Consider the following 17,368-nt stretch of genomic DNA (forward strand, 5'->3'; position numbering starts at 1 on the left):
TTATTGTTATTGCGCGAGATGTGGGCTCATCAGGCGGCCGAGAGCGGCCAGCAACGTATCCAGAATCAGGGCGAACAACGCAGTGGCCGACGCGCCCAGAATCAGCGTCGGGAAGTCATTCAGGTAGATTCCGGGGAAAATCAGCTCGCCGTAACTGCTGGCCCCAATCAGGAAAGCCAGCGGAGCTGTACCCACGTTGATGGCGGTGGCAATGCGGATCCCGGAAAGCATCACTGGCCAGGCGTTGGGAATTTCGACTTGTCGCAGGCGTTGCCATTTTGTCATCCCGATCCCGTTAGCCGCTTCCAGGAGTGACGCGGGTACGGAACACAGCCCGGCATAGGTGTTGCGGACGATGGGCAGAAGGGATGCAAGGAACAGAGCAATGATTGCGGGCTTATCGCCAATCCCAAGCACCACCATCGCCAGGGCGAGTACGGCCAGCGGCGGAAGCGTATTGCCCACATTAAAGATCTGCATTATGTATTCGGCACTTCCTCTCGCAGCAGGACGGCTCAACAGGATCCCGCCAGGAATACCAATGAGTAACGCAAAGAACATCGACGAGAAAACCAGAATCAGGTGCTGTTGTCCCAGGTAGAGGAGGTCCACCTGACGTGCTTTGATTGTCTCGAACCCAATGCCCCAGATGAGGATGGCGAGGATCACGACGAGAGTGCTGATAAAAAGCAGCGTACGTTTAAGTAACGGGTGCATTGCGGTGTGTCTCCCTGTGCGCATGCGTTATAGCAACCACGGGTTGCCTGTTGTTATGCCATGTTTCGGCAGGGGTATACGACCTATAGCAAGTGATTGGGAAGGGTTCCAGAGAAGGAGATAAATCAGTAACCCTATGAAATAAGCGGAAACATCAGGTTAAGCCTTATGGCATAAGGGCTGAAAGGAGGGCAGACAGAATAGTCCTAAACACACCTTTGATAAGTGACGCTGTCACATGGAACAAGAACACCCGCACTCACAGAGTGCGGGTGTTGGGGATAAAATAGCGTGCTGTTTCGATGGTGTGGGGGAGTTACACCATTCCGTTGTTCCCGTGACGAAGAAATGCCGGCCGCAGGTTCAGGCGAGCAAACCATGCATCAATTGCAGGTACGTCCGGATGGTCAAAGGGGGTCATTTTCCAGCGGTTCACCGATAACCCCAGCACAACGTCCGCCAGAGTAAAAGCATCGCCCGCAGCCCATGCGCCTGTTCGCTGGAGCTGTTGTTCTACAATACCGATGCAGTGATTCCACTCTTTAATGCCGGCAGCAATGGCATTTTGATCGTTATAGTCCGGGTTCTTGCGTGCCAGGGCCGGGAAAACATAACGCCAGGCGTTGTTAAATTCAGTTGCTTGCCAGTCCATCCAGTGTTCGACGTTTGCGCAGGCCTGCGGCTCCGAGGGTAACAGGTCGTAGCGTCCGGCCTTGCGTGCCAGATAACGGCAAATTGAATTGGACTCCCACAGCACAAATTCATCGTCAATCAGCACCGGAACCATCGCATTGGGGTTCATGGCGCGGAATTCATCGGTCTGGGTTGAGGCAAAACCGCTGCCGTAGTCCTCCTGTCTATACTCAAGACCTGCTTCTTCGCAGGTCCAGAGCACTTTGCGAACGTTTATGGAGGTTGTTTTGCCGAGAATCGTGAGCATTGCGCAGTTGTCCTTTGGGCGGATTAATTGTTTAAAAACAATACACCAGCGTTATATAAAGGGTGTATAAAATTTGTTGTGGTTGTTGTCACCAGGCGCAAAAACCACCATTTGCCTGATAGCAGGCGTTCTCTCACGAGAATCAGTACAGGAAAAACGTAAAGTGAGTCCGGATATTCATTAAACAGGAGCCGAAAATGACTAACCTCGCGCGTACTGCGCCAAACAATACCACGGGCGTTTTTACGCTTCAGAATTACAAGGATAAGGGATATCGCATCCACTGCAATCTTGATCAGGTTAAAGCGCTGACGGGGGTTGAGGCAAAGCCAGAACATCGCCATTTCTTCACCCACTCTCGTGGTTATGTCTATCTTTCAAAACCTTACCCAACCGTTGAGGCAGGCAAAGATGCGGCTATCAGGTTCTTTACCCTGATAACGGGGGTTCAGGTTTACTGGGATCCTGATAAGAAATAATGCCGCTGGGCTGTGTGACCAGAGCACCGTAATGGTGCAGTGCGTTGTGTCTGCTCACCAAAACAGGGATAACGTGGGCGCATGAGTGCTTAACTGACTCATAAATAACGATTTAAAAACTGGCACAGCCATTGCAAAAACAAATGCGAAGGGCAGTGCACCACACAATATGAACAATAGCTGGCTAGGGTTCCGGTTCACTTCGGTGAATGGCTGGTCCAAGAGCTGGCGACCTCTGAGAGGTTACACGGCGGGACAAAAACCCGGGAGACAGCAGCACCAGACGGTGTCGCGCTGCCCCCTAATTTTGTGCCACTCAGAGGTCAAGAATGAAGAAAACGCCATTACTCCGCTCTCTTGTGCTGTCGCTGGCGATGCTGGTCAGTCTCCCAACCTTTGCCGCAGTGAAAAAAGAGTTCAATGTTTGCTGGACGATCTACGCCGGATGGATGCCCTGGGGCACAATCAGCAGTAGCAAAATCATTGATAAGTGGGCCGATAAATACGGCATCAAAATCAATGTTGTTCAGCTCAACGACTATATCGAATCGATCAACCAGTATACCGCCGGCCAGTTCGATGGCTGCACCATGACCAACATGGATGCACTGACTATTCCGGCCGCTGGCGGTGTGGACACCACGGCGCTTATCCTCGGAAGTTACTCGGAGGGCAATGACGGCGTAGTCATGAAAGGTGAGGGCAAAACCCTCAACGACCTTAAAGGGATGAAGGTTTACCTGCCTGAACTGTCGGTCTCTCATTATCTGCTGGTACGTGGGCTTGAAAAAGCCGGTCTGGCAGAGAAAGATGTCACTGTCGTCAACACCTCGGATGCGGATATTGTCTCTGCTTTTGCCACACCGGGCGTACAGGCCGCGGTTGCCTGGAACCCGCAACTCTCCGTCATCAAAGGCACACCAAAAACCACTGAAGTCTTCAGTTCATCGCAGGTTCCGGGTGAGCTTATCGACATGATGGTGGTCAACACGGACACCCTGAAAGATAACCCGGCGCTGGGCAAAGCACTGACAGGCGCATGGTACGAGATGATGGGGCTGATGAAAGCCCAGGATGCGAACGCACTGAATTCGATGGCGGCTGCATCCGGAACCGATCTCGCCGGATATCAGGCCCAGTTGAAAACGACCCACCTTTTTTACACCCCGGCGGATAACCTGGCGTTTGTTGGCTCGGCCGAGCTGGCAAAAACCATGCAGCGTGTTGCGTCATTCTCCTTTGAGAAAGGGTTGCTCGGTGACGGTGCGCAGAGTGCAGATTTCATTGGTATGACCTTCCCCGGCAATGTCACGCAGGGCGATGCCAATAACGTGAAGCTGCGCTTTGATGACAGTTTCGTGAAACTGGCCGCTGCCGGCAAGCTGTGATGAGTGACGGAGTTTGCCATGCGACAGATTAACCGTCATCCCACTTCCGGCATGCGTTTGATGCTTGTGATGTTGCCGTTTGTTTTGCTGTTGGCCGCCTATTTTCTCGGCTCGGCAGTGCGACTGGAAGCTAACCCGCAGGACAAATTGCTCCCAGGCCTGCAACAGATGCTGGATGCAATATCACGGATGGCGTTTTCCCCGGATAAACGTAGCGGCGAGTATCTGTTCTGGGTTGATACCCTGGTGAGCCTCGCCCGGTTGCTGACCGGGCTGGCCATCGCCTCGTTGATCGGCCTGTGCATAGGGGTTGCCGCTGGGGTATTTCCGCTGTGGCGAGCTTCACTTTCGCCACTGATGACGGTGCTGTCGATGATCCCGCCGCTGGCGATTTTACCGGTGCTGTTTATCGTCTTTGGGCTGGATGAACTGTCGAAAGTGATGCTCATCGTTATTGGCATCACACCGATGCTGGCCCGGGATCTTGAACACCGCGCCTGTGAAATCCCGCCGGAGATCCTGATCAAAGCGCAGACGCTGGGAGCAAATAGCTGGACGCTGGTGCTACGGGTCGTGTTACCGCAGTTACTGTCACGGCTACTGACATCCCTGCGCCTGTTACTGGGTTCGGCGTGGTTATTCCTGATCTCGGCAGAGGCTATCTCATCCACTGCAGGTCTGGGTTATCGCATTTTCCTCGTGCGTCGTTATATGGCGATGGATGTCATTATTCCCTATGTCCTGTGGATCACGCTGCTGGCGTGGCTGATGGATTTGGCACTGCGTCAGTTACACAAAACCTGTTTCCCCTGGGCGGAAGGAGGTAAGGCATGAGCTTTATCACCATCAACAATATCTGGCAGGAGTACGGCGACCATGTGGTGCTCGAACACCTGAACTTGCAGGTTAAAGAAGGCGAGTTCTGTTCAATGGTTGGCGCGTCCGGTTGTGGAAAATCCACCTTCCTGCGCCTGTTGCTCGGTCAGGAAGCGCCCAGCCGTGGCACGATTACGCTTGATGGCAAACCGCTCATTGCTGAGCCGGACAGCAGCCGTGGCGTGGTGTTTCAGCGCTACTCGGTTTTCCCGCATCTCAGCGTGCTGGATAACGTCACCATGGGGCTTGAATTGCCGCAATCACCGTTATGTGGACGGCTATTTGGGGCGAAAAAACGGGCCGCGCGTGAACGTGCAACGGAGATGCTGGAAAAGGTTGGGCTTGGTCAGGCGCTTGATAAATACCCGGCCCAACTCTCTGGCGGTATGCAACAGCGTTTAGCGATTGCTCAGGCCTTCATTATGCAGCCGCGCGTTTTATTGCTTGATGAACCCTTTGGCGCGCTCGACCCTGGCATTCGTAAAGACATGCATGCCCTGCTGCTGCAACTGTGGGGCGAAACCCGCATGACCGTCTTTATGGTAACCCACGATCTGTCGGAGGGTTTCAACCTCGGTACGCGTCTTCTGGTGTTCGACAAAGTGCGGCTTGATCCACATGCTCCGAACGCCTATGGCGCGCGCATCACTTACGACATTCCGCTCAATGAGACGCGACTCTCTGCGCTGAGCGGTACGGCTCCCGATAACGTCTATGCATTAAGGAGTTAATCCTGTGAATATCACCTCAACCCTTCTTCGTGAAGAGAGACTGCCCGGTGGCGGCCATTTCTCGTGCGTGCTTAAACGCGGGCAAATCCTGCGGATGACCGACATTGAAGGCGGGGCAAATGTCAGCCTGATCATGCTCAACGCCCACGAAAAAAGTGAGCGTCTCAACCTGCCCGATACGCTGAAAGGGCAGCATACGGCACGCCTGACTGCCGGGCACTGCTTCTATTCTGATATGGGCCGGGTTCTGACTGGTATCACCGCCGATACCAGCGGCTGGCACGATCCCTTCGGTGGCGTTCTGAATGCGGCTGAAGTGGCTGAAAAATACGGACAGGGGCGTTATCAGGAACGGCGCAATGGTTTTTTCCGCAACGGGACGGACAACCTGCTGGTGGAGATGGGCAAGTGGGATCTCAATCTCGAAGATCTGCTGATGGTCGTTAACTTCTTCAGCAAAGTGACGGTGGATGACGACGGACAGTTCAGCTTCCACCCGGGTCATTCCCAGCCTGGTTGTCATGTTGACCTGTTTGCACCCATGGATGTGCTGGTGGTGATGACCGCGCTACAACACCCCATGGACCCGTCGACAGAATATGCGCCGCGCCCGGTACAGCTGAGCTGGTGGCAGGTGCAAGACGAAGAATCGGCCATTCGCGCACTTCTGACGCGTCCGGAAAACGAACGCGCTATCACCAATACGCAACTTTTCGCCCTCTGAGGAGACTGATGATGACCGTTGCCAGCGAAAAACACGCGCACCATGCCAGCTTTCGCCATGTGATCCCGGCGGGCGAGCCTTACATGTTTGACGTGAAAAAAGGGCAGACCCTGCGCCTGCTCGATCTGGAGGGCAACCAGGCGGTTGATACCCTTTTCTATCATGCCGATAACCCGCGCGAACGCTATGATCCCCAGCGAACGCTGCGCCGTCAAAATAACGCGTACCTCACCCATGGTAGCGTGCTGTATTCCAATCTGGGCAATCCGTTGTTGACTATCGTCGCCGATACTTGCGGACGCCACGATACGCTTGGCGGGGCATGCGCGCAGGAAAGCAATACCGTGCGTTATGCCCTCGACAAACGTCATATGCACAGCTGTCGCGATAACTTCCTCTGCGCCTGTCTGCACGATGGTCGCCTGCAAAAGCGCGATATTGGGGCGAACATCAATTTCTTTATGAACGTCCCTGTGACACCACAAGGCGGGCTGACGTTTGAGGATGGGATCTCCGCGCCGGGGAAATATGTTGAGCTTCGCGCAGAGTGCAACGTCATTGTGCTGATCTCTAACTGCCCACAGCTGAATAACCCCTGCAATGGCTGGGAACCGACGCCTGCCGAGGTGCTGGTATGGAACTGACTCCAACGCCAACTCGCTGGCAGCGTCTGCGCCAGATAATCTACCGACTCTTTGATGTTCGCGCCGGGCGCATTCTGCTGTAAACGCGTTTTCCCCATGGACGACCATGCGGTGAGCCGACTATCGGCGGGACGACCCGCCACGATTGAGTCTGACCTATGTTGACGAAACTCCTGATTGCAAACCGTGGGGCCATTGCCTGTCGCATTCTGCGTACACTGCGCGCCATGAACATAGGCGGCGTGGCCGTCTATTCTGAGGCGGATATCAGCAGTCTGCATATTCGCGAAGCAGACGACGCCATTAGTCTCGGTGATGGTCCTGCGGCCAATACCTATCTGGTGACTGAAAAAATTATCGCCGCCGCTAAAGCCAGCGGTGCGCAGGCTATCCATCCGGGTTATGGATTCCTCTCTGAAAATGCCGCATTTGCCGAAGCCTGTGAAGCTGCCGGGATTGCGTTTGTTGGCCCAACGGCGGAACAACTCCGTGTCTTCGGCCTGAAACATACCGCCCGTGCGCTGGCAAAAACCCACGGCGTCCCCCTGCTGGAAGGGACGGAGTTACTGGCGGACGTGGATGAGGCCCTGTGCGCTGCCGATGAGGTTGGCTACCCGGTTATGCTGAAAAGCACGGCGGGCGGGGGCGGCATCGGTATGCGTGTCTGCTACAACGCCGCTGAACTCAATGACGCATTTGACGCGGTGGTCCGGCTGGGTAAAAACAATTTCAGCGATGCGGGCGTGTTTATCGAAAAATACATTGAGCGTGCGCGCCACCTGGAAGTCCAGCTATTTGGTGACGGTAACGGAGAGGTGATTGCCCTCGGCGTGCGTGACTGCTCGGTACAGCGTCGCAACCAGAAAGTGCTGGAAGAGACACCCGCACCAAACCTGCCTGAGGGTATGGAACGCGCATTATGTGAAGCGGCGATCGCGCTGGGGAAAGCCGTAAACTATCGCAGTGCCGGCACGGTTGAATTCGTTTATGACAGCGATGCCGCGCGTTTTTACTTCCTTGAAGTCAACACCCGTTTGCAGGTTGAACATGGTGTGACCGAGCAGGTGTGGGGCGTAGATCTGGTACGCTGGATGATTACCCTCGCAGCCGGAACGTTGCCGCCGCTGGCCTCTCTGCGTGAAAACCTCAACCCCGTCGGGCATGCGATTCAGGCGCGGGTGTACGCAGAAGATCCCGGACGCCAGTTTCAGCCCTCTCCTGGCCTGCTGACCGATGTGGCGTTCCCGGAGGACGATCGGCAAACGTTGCGTATCGACACCTGGGTTGAATCGGGTTGTGACGTCCCGCCATTTTTTGATCCCATGCTGGCGAAAATTATTGCCTGGCAGCCTACCCGCGAAGCCGCTATTCACGCCCTGGATGCGGCTCTCGGTAACACGCGCCTCTACGGTGTGGAAACCAACCGCCGTTACCTGCAACAGATTTTAACCTTCGCGCCATTTACCCGTGGTGAACCCTGGACACGGTGTCTGGAAGGACTTGCCTATCAGGCTTCCACGCTGGACGTGCTGAGTGCCGGGACACAAACGACAGTGCAGGATTATCCAGGGCGCGTAGGGTATTGGGCGGTAGGCGTTCCCCCCTCCGGCCCCATGGACAACCAGGCATTACGCCTCGGTAACCGTCTGCTGGGCAATGACGAGCAGGCCGCTGCGCTGGAGATCACCCTCAGCGGCCCGACGTTAAAATTTAACTGCGATGCTCAACTGGTGGTGACCGGGGCAGAGATTGCACTCATGCTGGACGGTGAGCCACTGGTCAATAATCGTGTGATTCGCGTCCATGCCGGAATGACGTTACGCATGGGGGAGATCCTCGGCGAGGGTGTTCGCAGCTACCTGTGCCTGCGCGGGGGATTCTGCGTACCGGATTATCTGGGCAGCAAAAGTACCTTTACACTGGGTCAGTTTGGCGGACACGCCGGGCGAGCATTGCGCACTGGTGATGTGCTGCATGTGTTGCCGTTAACGTCGCCAGCCCCTGACGCTGAGTTACCTGCTTCTCTGCACACTGTGCTCGCGCCAGTCCGCACGTTAAGGGTGATTTATGGCCCACATGGTGCGCCGGAATACTTTACGCCTGGGTATATGGCGACCTTCTTCGCCACTGACTGGGAAGTGCATTTCAATTCAAGTCGCACAGGCGTACGCCTGATCGGGCCGAAACCTGAGTGGGTACGCGACAGTGGCGGCGAAGCGGGTTTGCATCCGTCGAATATTCATGACAATCCGTATGCCATCGGTGCAGTGGATTTTACCGGCGATATGCCGGTGATCCTCGGCCCGGATGGCCCGAGTCTGGGAGGATTTGTCTGCCCGGTCACCGTCATTGAGGCTGACTTGCATGTGGTCGGACAACTGAAAGCGGGCGATAAAGTGCGTTTTGTTCCTGTAGATATGATGACGGCCCGGCGGCTTGCACAGGTGCAGGAGGCGCAAATCGCCAGCCTGCATCCACATGAGATCTCCTGGCAACCGACTGAGCTGACATCGCCTGTTGTGTTGACGTGCGGTCAGGCGGATAAACGCCTGGTCGCGCGACTTTCTGGCGACACACACCTGCTGCTGGAAATAGGTGAACCGGAGCTGGACCTGGTGTTGCGCTTTCGCGCGCATGCTCTGATGCAGGCCCTGGAAGGCCACGCGCTTGAAGGGGTTATTGATTTAACACCGGGGATCCGTTCACTACAAATCCACTATCAGCCGGATGTGATGAGCCTCGCGCAACTGCTGGAGGCGATCACCGTGCTGTGGCAGGGTGTCTGTGAGCGTGAGGATCTGGATGTGCCGTCGCGTGTGATCTGGCTGCCGCTGTCATGGGATGATCCTGCATGCCAGAAAGCGATTGATAAATACATGACGACAGTGCGTCGCGACGCGCCGTGGTGTCCGAGCAATCTGGAGTTTATCCGCCGTATTAACGACCTGGCGAATGTCGATGAGGTTTACAAAACGGTCTTTGACGCCCGCTATCTGGTGATGGGCCTGGGCGACGTTTATCTGGGTGCGCCGGTGGCAACGCCGCTCGATCCGCGCCACCGTCTGGTTACCACCAAGTACAACCCGGCGCGCACCTGGACGGCGGAAAACTCGGTCGGTATCGGCGGAGCCTATCTCTGTGTTTACGGCATGGAGGGGCCGGGGGGATACCAGTTTGTTGGACGAACGCTGCAAATGTGGAATCGCTACCGCGCGGTGGCCGATTTTAACGGCAAACCCTGGTTGCTACGTTTCTTCGATCAGATCCGTTTTTATCCCGTTTCTGCTGATGAACTGTTGACCATTCGCCGCGACTTCCCGCTGGGTCGCTATCCGCTTCGCATCGAGCACACCACCCTGAAACTGGCCGACTACCAGCAGTTCCTTGCTGATGAGGCGCAGAGCATCGAAGCGTATCGCACTCATCAACAGAGCGCATTTGACGCTGAGCGTGAACGCTGGATCGCCAGCGGTCAGGCCCATTTTGACAGTACCGATGTGCTCACAGATGAGGGGGAAGACGCGCCGTTGCAGGCAGGCCAGACAGGGATCGACAGTCCCGTTTCGGGCAATTTGTGGCAGGTGAACGTTGTGCCTGGCAGCCAGGTACGGGAGGGCGATGTACTGGTGGTGCTGGAGTCGATGAAGATGGAGATCCCGTTGCTTGCTGCCCGTGATGGCGTGGTAAGCCAGGTGCGCGTGCAGCCAGGCTCGTCGGTGCGTGCAGGGCAGTGTGTCGTGGTTATGGAGAAAACAGTATGAGGCATCCGTTTGATTTACGTCTTGACGTGCTGGCGCTGGCATACCGTGAAGGCCGTGTCACTCCGCGTGAAGTGATTGCCACATTACGCGAACGGGCGCTGGCGCTGAACCCGGAATTTAATGCTTTTATTCATATCCTGACGGCGGATGAACTGGAACCTTATCTGGCTGCGCTCGACGATGTGCAACCCGCGTCTTTACCGCTGTACGGTGTGCCGTTTGCCATCAAAGATAATATTGATCTTGCGGGCATCAACACGACAGCAGCCTGTCCAGCATATGCATATACAGCGGAGCAGGATGCGACCATCGTTGCTCAACTGATTGCTCTGGGGGCAATACCGCTCGGCAAAACCAATCTCGACCAGTTCGCCACCGGGCTCAACGGCACGCGCTCGCCGTATGGGGCATGTCGTAACAGCATACTTGCGGATTATCCGTCAGGCGGTTCCAGTGCAGGTTCGTCACTGGCTGTGGCGTTAGGCCTGGCCAGTTTCTCACTCGGTACTGATACTGCCGGGAGCGGACGCGTTCCGGCTTCCTTAAACAACCTGGTTGGCCTGAAAGCAACCAAAGGGTTAATTTCGACAGCCGGCGTGATTCCGGCCTGCCGCACGCTGGACTGCGTGACCTTCTTCACGACCACAGCAGCAGAAGCAAGCCAGCTTTTGTCGCTAACGGCGGTGAACGACCCGCGCGACGAGTACAGCCGAACGAACCCAGCGTGGAATGGCCCGCAGGCATTTGGTATACCCGAACCGGGTTTTCGTTTCGGTGTGCCAGAGAGGCCTGAATTTCTTGGCTGTGAGGAAAGCGAAGCGCTCTTTAACGCCGCAAAAGCACGTTTAGTTGCGATGGGGGGCGTACCTGTGGTGATTGATTTTACGCCATTCCTTGCCGCAGCAACGTTATTGTATGACGGCCCGTGGGTCGCTGAGCGCTATCATGTGGCGGGAAAATTGATTGAGCAACAGCCAGATGCTGTTCTGCCGGTAATTCGCGATGTACTCCGCAAAGCGCCAGAAACCGATGCGGTCGCAACGTTTGACGCCCAGTACAGATTACAGGGCTATAAAACGCAGTGTGATGCCATCCTGACCCATCTGGAATGCGTGCTGACACCGACGTATCCTCGCCCGGTCACGCTCGCAGAACTGGCGGATGAGCCGGTGAAACGTAACGCTGATCTGGGGTTTTATACCAATTTTATGAATCTGCTCGATTACGCCGCAGTTGCTGTACCTGCGGGGGTAATGGTGAGCGGATTACCCTCCGGTGTGACCCTGTTTGGCCGGGCATTCACAGACCAATATTTGCTGAGCCTGGCTGATGCCTTGCAGCGACATCAGACGTTTGCGTTGCCCGGAGGCAGAGACGTGTCCAGCGTCGCCCCCGAATCGGTTGCCAGCCACGACCGAATGCCGATTGTGGTTTGTGGTGCGCATCTTGATGGGCTGCCGCTGAATGTTCAGTTGCGCCAGCGTGGCGCAACGCTGCGGGAGGAAACCCGAAGTGCGCCGCATTATCGCCTTTATGCGCTGGCAGACGGTAAACGGCCGGGCATGGTTCGCGACACGGAGCTGGGCGCAGCCATCGCTGTTGAAGTGTGGGAACTGCCGCACAGCGAAGTGGGATCATTCCTGGGTGGAATTCCTGCGCCGCTGGGGCTGGGTAAAGTGGAGCTGGAGGATGGTCGCTGGTTAACGGGCTTTATCTGTGAGGCGTACGGGTTACAAGGCGCGCAGGACATTACTGATTTCGGCGGATGGCGGGCATGGCTCGCCTGATATGAGAGGGCAGCCAGTGGATGACACTGGCTGCATGCCATTAACGGTAAAGCGGCTTTTCTGCGACCGGGATCAGCAGCGCGGATTGCCAGTCTGCCAGCGTCAATTGCGCGAGTTTCCCGAGCACCGTGTAGAACGGGTGTCCGGCCTTGTCGACAAAGACGGAAAGGAAACGGGTGCTCCACGGTAACAGATGCCAGGCCAGAAGCTGGTCTCGTTCGGTATTACGGTCGTTCTCAGAAAGCCATGCCGCCAGCATCAGCAATGTGCCGAAGTGATCTTCCGGCTCATTTTGCTGCATTTCAAACGCAATGCTGTTTTCACGCATCCACTGGCGTAATGCGAGTGTCGATTCGCCGAATAAAACCGACTCACGATCCAGCCAGACGGAACCCCAGGGAGGGGCAGGCAATGCCCACGGTCCCACAAACAGTCGCTGCCAGGCTTCAGGCAATGTCTCATCGGCCGGAGTGTTCAGGGTTTCGGCGAGCGGGGTGATGACCTCTTTTGGAAGCGGCCAGTCCTGAACCCAGTCGGTATGGGTAAGGGCGGATACCAGGGGAGCAGCCTGCGCACTGTCAGGCGCAAAATAGAACAGTGCACCCAGAACCCGGGCGCTAAAGGCGAACGCCTCGCGTTGCGATACTTCATTCATAACAACATTCCTTGCTTCCGCGCAAGTGGCCCCGCGCGGAGAGTTCACTTGATTTGACCAGTATAACGCGAACCGGCTTAAGCCTTCTCGATCTGTACCAGATTCGTGTGCTGCGGGTTGCCCTTCGCCAGGGGAGAAGGACGATGTGTGGTCAGGGTATTGATACAGGCGCCATGGTCAATGCGATCGCCCTTCATGTTGGCGTCGTGCCATGCGCCCTGGCCCATTGCGCTTACGCCAGGCATGATGCGAGGAGTAACTTTTGCCGAAATACGCACTTCACCGCGATCGTTAAAGACGCGGACCATGTCGCCGTTTTTGATTCCTCGCTGCCCGGCATCCACCGGATTAAGCCACACTTCCTGACGGCAGGCCGCCTGAAGCACATCAATATTGCCGTAGCTGGAATGGGTGCGGGCCTTGAAATGGAAACCAAACAACTGTAGTGGGAATGTACTGCGTTCCGGTGCATCCCAGCCTTCAAACGTGGAAGCGTAAACCGGCAGTGGTGTAATGGATTCATCTTCTGCCAGCTCCCAGGATGCCGCGATTTTCGCAAGCTTGCTGGAGTAAATCTCAATCTTGCCTGACGGCGTTTTGAGTGGATTTGCCTGCGGATCGTCGCGGAATTTTTTATAGGCCACAAAGTGTCCCGCCGGATCTTTGCGCTTATAAATCCCCATCTCTTTCAGTGCGTCGTAGGAGGGCAATTGGGGATCTTTTTCAAGCATTTTGGCGTACAGATACTGTAGCCACTGTGCCTGAGTGCGCCCTTCGGTGAACTGCTGATGAATATCCGGGCCGAGCCGTTTCGCCACTTCGCTCATGATCCAGTAAATCGGTTTGCGCTCAAACTTCGGTGCGGTGACAGGCTGCAGGAAGATCAGATACCCCATGTTGCCAGCATAATCGTTCGGGATGATGTCTTCTTGTTCCACGGTCATCAGGTCGGGCAGTACAAGGTCGGCGTATTTCGCGGATGAGGTCATGAAATTGTCGATGACCACAATCATTTCGCATTTGCGCTCATCCTGCAAAATGTCGTGGGTTTTGTTGATGTCCGAATGCTGGTTAATGATGGTGTTACCGGCATAGTTCCAGATGAACTTGATCGGTACATCAAGCTTATCTTTTCCGCGAACGCCATCGCGCAATGCCGTCATTTCCGGGCCGCGCGCAATGGCGTCGGTCCAGCTAAAACAGGAGATCTGGGTTTTCACCGGGTTATCCGGCAGCGGCATTCGCTCAATGGTGATGGTATAGGTTGATTCTCGTGCCCCACTGTTTCCGCCGTTGATCCCTACGTTGCCTGTCAGAATGGGTAGCATGGCGATAGCGCGCGAGGTTTGTTCGCCGTTGGCCTGACGTTGTGGCCCCCAGCCCTGGCAGATATAGGCGGGTTTTGCCGTCCCAATTTCGCGTGCAAGTTTAATGATGCGCTCGGCAGGGATACCCGTAATACGCGAAGCCCACTCCGGGGTTTTGGCGGTAGCATCGTCACCCTGGCCCAGAATGTAGGCTTTATAGTGACCGTTGGCAGGCGCACCTTCCGGCAGCGTTTTCTCGTCATAACCTACGCAGTAGGTATCCAGGAAAGACTGGTCGACCAAATTTTCGTCAATCAAAACCCATGCAATCCCGGCCACCAGCGCGGCATCAGTGCCTGGACGTATAGGGACCCACTCATCCTCGCGTCCGGCTGCGGTGTCGGTATAACGAGGATCGATCACGATCATTCGCGCATTTGAGCGCTCGCGTGCCTGTTCAAGATAGTAGGTGATCCCGCCGCCGCTCATGCGTGTTTCCGCAGGGTTATTTCCGAACATCACCACCAGCTTGCTGTTCTCAATATCGGAGGTACTGTTCCCGGCATTTGTGCCGTAGGTGTACGGCATGGCGCAGGCGATTTGTGCAGTGCTGTACGTGCCATAGTGGCTAAGAAAGCCGCCGTAGCAGTTCATCAGACGTGCGACCAGTGAGGCATACGGAGAGGAGCGCGTAATGTTGCCACCGACAATGCCGGAGGAGTAGTTAATGTAAACGGCTTCGTTACCGTAGGTTTCCACCACGCCTCTCAGGCTGGTAGTCAGGGTATTCAGCGCTTCATCCCAACTGATGCGCTCGAATTTTCCTTCTCCACGTTTGCCAACGCGTTTCATGGGGTAGTTAAGACGATCCGGATGATTAATACGGCGGCGGATGGAACGTCCTCGCAGGCAGGCGCGTACCTGGTGATCGCCATAGATATCGTCGCCAGTATTATCGGTCTCAACCCAGTACACTTCGTCATCACGCACGTGTAACCGGAGCGCACAGCGACTCCCGCAGTTTACGGAACAGGCTCCCCAGACGACTTTATCCTCACCGGGGCGGGTAGCATGTTGCACCGCTGCAGCGGCAGTTTTTAGACCAAAGGGGAGAGAAAGGCCACCGGCGGCAAGCGCCAGTGAGCCTATTGCGGTAGATTTGACCAGCGTTCGACGGCTTATCCCGCCGTGGTTGTCTGCCTCGGACATGACTCACTCCATCATTTTGAGTAGGGTTTATTTTTACCCGTTATGACAACCGGGTTAATGATAAAGTGAGTGTTACTTATTTAGGGTTAAAGGATATTAATCCTTATCAAGCTAATGGATATTGCCGGTCTCGGAAAGAATATCCCTGTCACTGCGGTTCACTCGGTGCTTCCTGAGAACCCGACGTTTGAGCATTTCCTGTGCGGGTATATAAAATTTTAAACGTATCACTCGCACAATGCCCAACAACCTGCGCGTCAGGTTGATCGGCCTGGTCGTTCGGAACTATGTTGAGCGTGAAGCCTGCCTCTGGGACGCCATTATTGATAATTTTCTGCTGAATATCACTTTTCACGCGTTCGCAAGAGTCCGGGGCGGCCAGAAGGGCCGGGGAAGCACTCATCAACAGCAGGGCGGTAATCCAGGGTAACCGTTTCATTTGTTGCTCCTTCTCTCTGTGTGTAGGGTAATTTTAGCAGACTTCCTGTAAGTATTTGTTTTTGGTGGCAACATTCTGAATTATCTTAAAAAGAAGAAAAGATCGGGTGGGCAATAATATTTGCTTTTATCTTAAATTTCCGCCGGATGTGTGCGAAATCAAAGCGTGCTCATTCGGAAAACCTATAATCCTCACCTATTGATTAGTCTCTGGTCAGTCAAATCGAGAATACCTGCACTCCACGCATTTCTGTTGTATTGCCATATTGTTGACAATTCCTGTTCAGGACCTTTTCCCGTGGGTTGCAGGATCTCCGCATAAGTGAAGAAAATGAGTACCGATAACAAGCTAATTAGCTTACTTCGTCAATCCTATGGAACGTCTAATCCGCAGGAAGCCGCAACGTTTCTGTCGTCGGCGATTGGCCGCGTGCTGAAGATGGAAAAAGAGGCGCGACGCGCGCACATTACGGAGGCGCTGAAGGGCGTTGACCTCCGTCGGGACGCTGGCGGCGGCATGAACAGTAAGCCGAAGACCGTCTATAAAGACACGAAAGCGACCCAGGAAAAACTGGCAAAACTGGAAGCCACTCTCCAGGAAATGAAGGCGAAATATCACGCCTTGCTTAACGATGGTCCTCAAACGGCTGAAGAGAATACGCGGCTGAAAAACCGCATTGCCGAACTTCAGAAAAGTATCGAAAACCAAAAAAGTCAGCATTTTCAGGAGTTGGCGTTACTGCGACAACACAGCAGTAACGTGGCGAATGCCAGCGAATTGGCCGCGCTTCAGCAGCAGCTTGAAGATTTTCAGGAATTATCGACTCAGCTCAGTGACGAATGTGAACAGCATAAAACCCGTCTGAAGACACTGGAAGCGACCCTTGAAGATAAAACCGCACAGGTGGCACGTCTGAAAAAGGTGATGGCAGAAGTTGCTGCTGGCGATGAGGCTAATGAGACGAACGTGCATCAGTTAGAGCTGGAACTGGCTAACGCACAGGAAGCGCTCGCGGTGGCCAGAAAGCAGAATGAAGAATACAACGATAAACTCCTTGCAACCCTGGATTCGCATCTCGCGGCTAACCATGAAATTGATGAATTAAACGCGAAGCTGGTGGCAGCACTCGATTTCGGCCAGGTGTTTGCCGACGAGGCTGACCACTGGAAAAACGCGCATGACCAGAAATATGCGGATTATGAAGAGCTCCAGCGACGTGCGGAGCAGACGCAAACGGAAGTGCAGAGCAAATATGTTGATGAGCACCAACGGTACAAAGCAGCCAGTCGTAAAATTGACAGCATTATTGAGGAAAAAGACGGTCTACACCGGCAGATAACCCATGTGCGATCGCTGTTGAAATTCGAAGAACAGAAGAGCAGCGATCTGACCCGGCAATTAAGCGCCGCTCGGCTTGAAATGACATCCATGACGGACGATCTCGCTCAGGAAAAGAGGGTGAGTGAGTTGTATGCAAAAAATATCAGAGAGCTGCATGACCAGTTGGCATTGTTGAAGAATCGACCAGTACTTCCGGATTGGTTATTCAGTGGTTCGATGGCGAGTGGCATCTGCTTTGGCCTGCTCTTTTCGTTTAGCGCTGACGTTGCGCCAGCCCAACGCGTGTTACTGGGGGTGTGCAGTGGGGCTGTTGCTTTTACTGTCGCCAGGATAATCACTAAGAAAAATCATCAATGATACCCATCTCAGA

General features: G+C 54.8%; 14 protein-coding genes and 1 riboswitch. Of the genes, 9 read left to right on the top strand and 5 right to left on the bottom strand.

The features are described 5' to 3' along the window. Window positions 1-6: 6 nt before the first annotated feature. Window positions 7-717, bottom strand: coding sequence for an osmoprotectant ABC transporter permease OsmY (osmY, locus tag HV346_RS10310; protein WP_181623387.1), 711 nt, complete (start codon window positions 715-717; stop codon window positions 7-9). Between the two features lie 316 nt (window positions 718-1,033). After that, window positions 1,034-1,657, bottom strand: a complete 624-nt coding sequence (locus tag HV346_RS10315; RefSeq protein ID WP_181623388.1) for a glutathione S-transferase family protein — start codon at window positions 1,655-1,657, stop codon at window positions 1,034-1,036. Window positions 1,658-1,854: 197 nt separating this feature from the next. Between HV346_RS10315 and HV346_RS10320 the strand changes: the two genes are divergently transcribed. The 8 genes from HV346_RS10320 (at window position 1,855) to atzF (ending at window position 12,047) form a co-directional block, all read left to right on the top strand. Next, window positions 1,855-2,136: a hypothetical protein gene (locus HV346_RS10320; protein WP_181623389.1), complete on the top strand. Its 282-nt coding sequence runs from the start codon at window positions 1,855-1,857 to the stop codon at window positions 2,134-2,136. Between the two features lie 173 nt (window positions 2,137-2,309). After that, a riboswitch (guanidine-I (ykkC/yxkD leader) is annotated at window positions 2,310-2,408 on the top strand. A gap of 57 nt (window positions 2,409-2,465) precedes the next feature. Further along, entirely contained in the window at window positions 2,466-3,524 is a 1,059-nt protein-coding gene (locus tag HV346_RS10325) for a putative urea ABC transporter substrate-binding protein (protein WP_181623390.1), read from the top strand. Between the two features lie 18 nt (window positions 3,525-3,542). Continuing rightward, on the top strand, window positions 3,543-4,358 hold the full coding sequence (locus HV346_RS10330) for an ABC transporter permease subunit (RefSeq protein WP_181623391.1): 816 nt from the start codon (window positions 3,543-3,545) through the stop codon (window positions 4,356-4,358). Then, window positions 4,355-5,131 (top strand): ABC transporter ATP-binding protein, encoded by a 777-nt coding sequence (locus HV346_RS10335; protein WP_181623392.1) that lies wholly within the window; start codon window positions 4,355-4,357, stop codon window positions 5,129-5,131. The genes HV346_RS10330 and HV346_RS10335 overlap by 4 nt, the downstream gene beginning before the upstream one ends. A 4-nt stretch (window positions 5,132-5,135) precedes the next feature. Continuing rightward, the gene (locus tag HV346_RS10340; RefSeq protein WP_181623393.1) at window positions 5,136-5,855 is read left to right on the top strand and encodes an urea amidolyase associated protein UAAP1; all 720 of its coding nucleotides are present in this window, start codon (window positions 5,136-5,138) and stop codon (window positions 5,853-5,855) included. 11 nt (window positions 5,856-5,866) lie between these two features. Further along, entirely contained in the window at window positions 5,867-6,499 is a 633-nt protein-coding gene (locus tag HV346_RS10345) for an urea amidolyase associated protein UAAP2 (RefSeq protein WP_181623746.1), read from the top strand. Between the two features lie 158 nt (window positions 6,500-6,657). Further along, on the top strand, window positions 6,658-10,260 hold the full coding sequence (gene uca, locus HV346_RS10350) for an urea carboxylase (protein WP_181623394.1): 3,603 nt from the start codon (window positions 6,658-6,660) through the stop codon (window positions 10,258-10,260). Continuing rightward, window positions 10,257-12,047: an allophanate hydrolase gene (gene atzF / locus HV346_RS10355; RefSeq protein ID WP_181623395.1), complete on the top strand. Its 1,791-nt coding sequence runs from the start codon at window positions 10,257-10,259 to the stop codon at window positions 12,045-12,047. Before uca ends, atzF begins: the two co-directional genes overlap by 4 nt. Before the next feature lie 40 nt (window positions 12,048-12,087). Here the strand turns inward: atzF and dmsD are convergent, their stop codons facing one another. The 3 genes from dmsD to HV346_RS10370 all read right to left on the bottom strand — a co-directional run bounded on the left by dmsD (window position 12,088) and on the right by HV346_RS10370 (window position 15,657). Continuing rightward, entirely contained in the window at window positions 12,088-12,702 is a 615-nt protein-coding gene (gene dmsD, locus HV346_RS10360; protein ID WP_181623396.1) for a Tat proofreading chaperone DmsD, read from the bottom strand. Between the two features lie 77 nt (window positions 12,703-12,779). Next, window positions 12,780-15,218, bottom strand: a complete 2,439-nt coding sequence (gene ynfE / locus HV346_RS10365) for a selenate/tellurate reductase subunit YnfE (RefSeq protein WP_181623397.1) — start codon at window positions 15,216-15,218, stop codon at window positions 12,780-12,782. A 148-nt stretch (window positions 15,219-15,366) separates the two neighbouring features. Next, window positions 15,367-15,657: a DUF1161 domain-containing protein gene (locus tag HV346_RS10370; protein WP_181623398.1), complete on the bottom strand. Its 291-nt coding sequence runs from the start codon at window positions 15,655-15,657 to the stop codon at window positions 15,367-15,369. 321 nt (window positions 15,658-15,978) lie between these two features. Between HV346_RS10370 and HV346_RS10375 the strand changes: the two genes are divergently transcribed. Next, window positions 15,979-17,355: a hypothetical protein gene (locus HV346_RS10375; RefSeq protein WP_181623399.1), complete on the top strand. Its 1,377-nt coding sequence runs from the start codon at window positions 15,979-15,981 to the stop codon at window positions 17,353-17,355. Window positions 17,356-17,368 lie beyond the last annotated feature (13 nt).

The organism is Enterobacter sp. RHBSTW-00994, from assembly GCF_013782625.1.
Lineage (GTDB): Bacteria > Pseudomonadota > Gammaproteobacteria > Enterobacterales > Enterobacteriaceae > Enterobacter.

Coding starts and splice junctions, on each gene's coding strand:
- ynfE (WP_181623397.1), bottom strand. CDS start 15,218: ATGTCCGAGGCAGACAACCACGGCGGGATAAGCCGTCGAACGCTGGTC.
- HV346_RS10335 (WP_181623392.1), top strand. CDS start 4,355: ATGAGCTTTATCACCATCAACAATATCTGGCAGGAGTACGGCGACCAT.
- dmsD (WP_181623396.1), bottom strand. CDS start 12,702: ATGAATGAAGTATCGCAACGCGAGGCGTTCGCCTTTAGCGCCCGGGTT.
- HV346_RS10325 (WP_181623390.1), top strand. CDS start 2,466: ATGAAGAAAACGCCATTACTCCGCTCTCTTGTGCTGTCGCTGGCGATG.
- HV346_RS10320 (WP_181623389.1), top strand. CDS start 1,855: ATGACTAACCTCGCGCGTACTGCGCCAAACAATACCACGGGCGTTTTT.
- HV346_RS10345 (WP_181623746.1), top strand. CDS start 5,867: ATGACCGTTGCCAGCGAAAAACACGCGCACCATGCCAGCTTTCGCCAT.
- HV346_RS10315 (WP_181623388.1), bottom strand. CDS start 1,657: ATGCTCACGATTCTCGGCAAAACAACCTCCATAAACGTTCGCAAAGTG.
- HV346_RS10370 (WP_181623398.1), bottom strand. CDS start 15,657: ATGAAACGGTTACCCTGGATTACCGCCCTGCTGTTGATGAGTGCTTCC.
- uca (WP_181623394.1), top strand. CDS start 6,658: ATGTTGACGAAACTCCTGATTGCAAACCGTGGGGCCATTGCCTGTCGC.
- atzF (WP_181623395.1), top strand. CDS start 10,257: ATGAGGCATCCGTTTGATTTACGTCTTGACGTGCTGGCGCTGGCATAC.
- HV346_RS10330 (WP_181623391.1), top strand. CDS start 3,543: ATGCGACAGATTAACCGTCATCCCACTTCCGGCATGCGTTTGATGCTT.
- osmY (WP_181623387.1), bottom strand. CDS start 717: ATGCACCCGTTACTTAAACGTACGCTGCTTTTTATCAGCACTCTCGTC.